The organism is Aeromonas sp. HMWF015 (assembly GCF_963878965.1).
In the GTDB taxonomy this organism is placed as follows: Bacteria; Pseudomonadota; Gammaproteobacteria; order Enterobacterales; family Aeromonadaceae; genus Aeromonas; species Aeromonas veronii.
This window is the reverse complement of record NZ_CAWNZT010000391.1, coordinates 2231-5268: the sequence shown is the minus strand read 5'-3', so window position 1 is coordinate 5268 and position 3038 is coordinate 2231. Positions and strand designations below refer to the sequence as shown.

Sequence of the window (3038 nt, the reverse complement as noted above, 5' to 3'; positions counted from 1 at the left end):
CGCCGATCCGGCACTGGCGAGCAAAATGGCTGAGCGGCTGCGCATTGCCGTCGAGGCGCGGCTGGTGAAGAGCCCCACCTCGGACGAATTGCTGGAGGTGACGGTGAGTATCGGGATTGCCATGGCTCGTGCCGATGACACCATCGATATTCTGATCAACCGTGCCGACGAGTGTCTCTATCAGGCCAAGATGGCGGGACGCAACTGCGTGGTGGTCGAGGGGCAGAACCGCGCAAAAACAGATGCCGCCTGAGGGCGGCATCTGTTGGCAATGAGCTGGTGCGATCAGGCCAGCTTGTACTTGCCGGAGAGCTGCTGGGCCAGCAGCTTGAACATGTTGAAGACTGCCATGGTCTTGCCGGTCGGGGTGCCGTCTTCGGCCAGGAAATACTCCCCCTTGAACACCAGAATATCCCCCTTCTGCTCCACCGAATCGGCGCGCATACCGTGGATGAAGTCTTCATGCTCTTTGATGATCTTGTTGGCCATCTCAAGCAGGGCCGTCTCGGTGATCAGCTCTTTCTGTGGTTGCATGCTCGTCTCCTTAAACGACTACTGGACAGGGAAACCGTGGATCCCTGCCTCTGATTGAAGAGGCGCCCAGCATACTGCAAACAGGGTTTTTCTGTCATTGATATGACCCCGATTTGTGGCTGTTTATCCGATCACCAGATTCTTCAACCAGCAGCGTTGGCGAATACGGCGCTGCACCAGCAATACCTTGCTGAGCTCCTCCAGCAAGACCACCGCCACCACCCAGGAGAGGGGCCAGCCGAGCAGCGTGACCGCCACCCAGGCGAGCGGGATGCCGATGCACCACATGCCGACGATGTCGATAAAGATGCTGTAGTTCACATCGCCGCCAGAGCGCAGCACTCCGATGATCCCCACCATGTTGAACACCTTGAGCAGCATCCCGAGGCACATGATGCCGAGCACCTGACCCGCTTCTGTCATCAGCTCGGGGGGCAGGTTGCCGACCCACTGCAGCAGGTTGGCTTGCAGCAGCCAGACGATGATCCCCACCAGTAGCGCGCCAATCGGTGCCAGCAGCAGGAACAGCTGGGAGTGCTGCCAGGCGACCTCGTACTCCTCGGCCCCGAGCCGGTGACCGAGCAGGGTGGAGCAGGCCACCGCCAGTCCGAAGAAGAGGGAGATAAGGATGCTCTCCAGGGTGCCGAGGGTGGTCATGATGGCCAGCGAATCGGTGCCAAGATGGGCGTAGAGAAAGCCGTAAATCAGCATGCCGAAGGCCCAGAGGCCGTCATGGAACAGCAGCGGCAGGGCGATCAGGATAAAGCGCATCACCTCCTTGCGCTTGAAGGCGGCCAGCCAGTCTGGTGCGCGCGGGATCAGGCGCGCCTCATAACGCTTTACGTAGAGCAGCAGCAGGGCTGTCTGCAGCAGCCGGGAAATGGTGGTGCCCCAGGCCGAACCGGCGACCCCCATCGCCTCGAAGCCGAAGTGACCGAAGATGAGGGCGTAGTTGAGGATGACGTTGGCGATGATGGCGATAATGCCGATGCGGGTCGGCGCGGCGGCATTGCCGACCGAGCGCAGGGCTGACTCCAGCGGCACCACGATGGCGGTACAGAGGATGGTAGCGCCGGTGATCATCAAGAATTGATCCGCCAGCTCGCGCAGTGCCGGATCCTGACTGGCAAAACCCAGCACGCTGCCCGGTGATAACACATAGATGAAGGCAAAGGGCAGGGTGACCAGCAGAGCGCCCACTATGGCCAGCGCCAGGGAGCGGCGCACCCCGGCCATCTCCCCGCGCCCGAAGTATTGTGCTGCCAATACCGAGACCCCGCCCGCGAGGCCCGCTATCACCAGCAGATTGAAAAAGAAGACCCGGTTACCCAAGCCGACCGCCGCCACAGCCGTGGTGCCAAGCTGGCTCACCATCATGATATCGATGAGGCCGAGCAGGGAGAACATCATGGATTGCAGCGAGACAGGCAGAGCCAGCCGCCACAATCGGGTCATGAACTCGCGATCGGTGGTTTGTTTTAAAATCGCTTGCCAATAATTCATTAGTGTTAACCGGGTATGAGAAAAGCAAGGTTTGTCATGGGTATGATAGGGGGAGTGGCGAGCGGCTTCACTGTGAGGTGCTCTCGATTTTCTTGTGTAAAACTATCCTGTTGAGGTGTTATGCCATTTGCCAGCGAGTGTCTGGAGATAGCGCCAGCCTGTGAAGAGCAGATGCTGGGACGTGAAGGGCTGCCCCTGCTCGGCGAGGCGGGGATCTTCCTGACCGGCCTCTCCCGGGTGCGGGATCACTACCTCATCCGTCGCAATCGCCCCGAGTTTCACATTCTGATGGTGAGTCACGATGAGGGTGGCGCGCTGCTCACCGACGAGGGTGAGCAAGCCATTCCGGCCGGGTCACTGATTTTCCTGCCCGCCGCCGTGCCCGGTGGTCTCAAGCTGATTGGCGAAAGCTGGCAGATCAGCTGGATTTTGCTCGATGATGTGCCGCGCTGGCAGCATCTGCACCGCCTTGGCCACCGTATCTGGCAAGGGGATGGCGGCGATCAGCTCTACCATCTGCTCAGCCTGATGCAGGGGGAGGGGGTTCGCTCTTCGCTGCAACCTCAACTGCTCAGCCTGTTGCTGGCGCTGCTGGAGCGCACCCTGCAAGGGGAGGTGCGCGGCACCCCTGAACTTAGATTGCAGGCACTGTTTCGCCGGGTGGAGGCGCGCCTGGACGAACCCTGGAGTGTCGCCCTGCTGGCCCGACAGATGGCCTGCTCCGTGCCCCATCTGCACCGGCTCTGTCAGCAAGCGTTCGGTATGGGGCCGATGGCGAGGGTGACCGAGCTCAGAATGAACAAGGCGCGCCAGCTGCTGCTCTATACCAACTGGCCACTTGGCGAGCTGGCGGCCCGGGTCGGTTACAGCGATGGAGCCAACTTTGCCAACCGCTTTCGTCGTCTGACTGGTCAGACCCCCGGCGCCTTTCGTCGACTGGGTCGCAAACCTTTTGCAACGGATGTGCAAACTCTTTGAAATTAATGAGACAAGCCCCTAGG

Annotated in this window: 4 protein-coding genes; 2 read left to right on the top strand and 2 right to left on the bottom strand. The window is 60.5% G+C overall.

The features are described 5' to 3' along the window. A partial coding sequence (locus tag AACS18_RS20150; protein ID WP_146184804.1) for a diguanylate cyclase occupies positions 1 to 253 on the top strand: 253 nt, incomplete at its 5' end. Positions 254 to 285: 32 nt separating this feature from the next. Here AACS18_RS20150 and AACS18_RS20145 read toward each other — a convergent pair. Beyond that, entirely contained in the window at positions 286 to 534 is a 249-nt protein-coding gene (locus AACS18_RS20145; protein WP_005338382.1) for a YciN family protein, read from the bottom strand. Between the two features lie 123 nt (positions 535 to 657). Beyond that, positions 658 to 2037: an MATE family efflux transporter gene (locus AACS18_RS20140; RefSeq protein WP_108613133.1), complete on the bottom strand. Its 1380-nt coding sequence runs from the start codon at positions 2035 to 2037 to the stop codon at positions 658 to 660. A 120-nt stretch (positions 2038 to 2157) separates the two neighbouring features. Between AACS18_RS20140 and AACS18_RS20135 the strand changes: the two genes are divergently transcribed. Further along, a complete protein-coding gene (locus tag AACS18_RS20135; protein WP_005338380.1) occupies positions 2158 to 3015 on the top strand; it encodes a helix-turn-helix transcriptional regulator in 858 nt (285 codons plus the stop codon). The last annotated feature ends 23 nt before the right edge of the window (positions 3016 to 3038 follow it).

Excerpts from the sequence above, each read along its gene's own strand:
- AACS18_RS20145 (WP_005338382.1), bottom strand. The coding sequence starts at position 534 with ATGCAACCACAGAAAGAGCTGATCACCGAGACGGCCCTGCTTGAGATG.
- AACS18_RS20135 (WP_005338380.1), top strand. The coding sequence starts at position 2,158 with ATGCCATTTGCCAGCGAGTGTCTGGAGATAGCGCCAGCCTGTGAAGAG.
- AACS18_RS20140 (WP_108613133.1), bottom strand. The coding sequence starts at position 2,037 with ATGAATTATTGGCAAGCGATTTTAAAACAAACCACCGATCGCGAGTTC.